At 74.9% G+C, this 1,458-nt stretch carries 1 pseudogene; it reads left to right on the plus strand.

Annotated features, from left to right (window positions below):
• Window positions 1-155 precede the first annotated feature (155 nt).
• A pseudogene (locus tag CCN51_RS55570) lies at window positions 156-1,458 on the plus strand (hypothetical protein); the annotation flags it as partial.

Consider the following 1,458-nt stretch of genomic DNA (forward strand, 5'->3'; position numbering starts at 1 on the left):
ACCACGAAGAGGAAGGCGCGGTCCTCGCCGTCGTTGACGGAGATCTCCGCCATGAAGTCGCGGTTGTATCCCGCGCCTTCCTCTTCGTGGTCCCCACCACCTGGCTCAGCAGCGCCACCGTCCACCGGCACATCAGGGACAGCGCCATCGGGCGGATGGTGGCCTCCCCGTTCCACAAGCTCATGCCGGGCCACTTCGGCTCCGCCGGACGGCAGGCGTTCGAGACCGACGCCGCCGTCATCGCCTGGGTGCGGGAGGACGTGGCCCGCCAACTCGGCCTGATCGACGACACCAACTTCCCCGCGGAGGCCGGGAAGGCGTGGGACGCCGTCCAAGAGGCGGCCAAGGCCTGGACCGAGGCCGACGAGAAGTACTGGGAGGAGCGCCGTCGGCAGGGCTCCGGACCACGTGACACCCTGGCCAGGACGGAGCGTGAACTGCGGGACCTCCAGCGGCAGCTGACCGAGGCGCGTGACGCGGAGGTGGCGGCGCGGCGGCCGCTGGTGGACGCCAGGGCCGCCGCCGTGGAGGCGGACCGCGCCGCCCGTGAGCTGGTGGCCGACGCGCGACGGCGCGTCGAGCAGGAGCGCGGCGCGGCCGCGGACGCCGCACCCGAACACGACGGCTGGGCCGAACTCCAGCGCGAGGCCCTGGCGGACGCCCTCCGCGACCTCGCCACCGCCGAGACCAGGGCGGCCGAGCTGCGGTCCGCGGCCACCGAGCGGGTGGCCGAGGCCGAGCGGACCACGGCCGCCGAGCGCGGGCGGACCGCGCGGGAACTCCAGGCCGCGATGGTCGCGGAGCGCAGGGCGATTGACACCCGGGACGCGGCCCAGGAGGCCCTGCAAACCTGGCAGGGCACCCTCGACGAACTCCAGGCGACCGCCGAGGCGCTGGCCACCGAATACCACCGGGTGCGCACCGCCGCCGACCGGCTGACCCGCTGGCACCGGCTCAACGCCACCGGGGAGGGCCGCGCCCGGCTCGACGGGCTGCCCAAGCCGCCCGAGGTGACATTCACGGACCCGACGAAGCCCACCGCCGAGGACACCGCGGACACCGACACACAGGACGCGCCGCGCTACACCCAGGAGGACGGCGACGAGGACCCGGCGGCGCTCATCGCCCCGGACGGCGAGCGGTTCGCCCTCCTCGATGTGCCCAGGGACGGCGACGCCTTCTTCCACGCGCTCGCCGAGGGCCTCCACCGGCTGGACCCCGGCCTGCTCGCCGACGCGGGCCTGGACCTGTCCAGCCGGGCGGCGCTGGTCCGCGGCCTGCGGGAGCTGCTGGCCGCCCGGCTGGCCGACCCCGCCAACGCGGATCTGCTCGACGTCCTCGCGCCGGACACCATGGACACCTTCACCGACGACGAGATCGGCGGCGCCTGGATCGAGCTGGGCGAGGACACCGCCGAGCGCCGGGAGTTCGAGGCGATCGGCGGTGTCCTCGCCCAGC

Source organism: Streptomyces milbemycinicus (assembly GCF_002154605.1).
In the GTDB taxonomy this organism is placed as follows: Bacteria; Actinomycetota; Actinomycetes; order Streptomycetales; family Streptomycetaceae; genus Streptomyces; species Streptomyces milbemycinicus.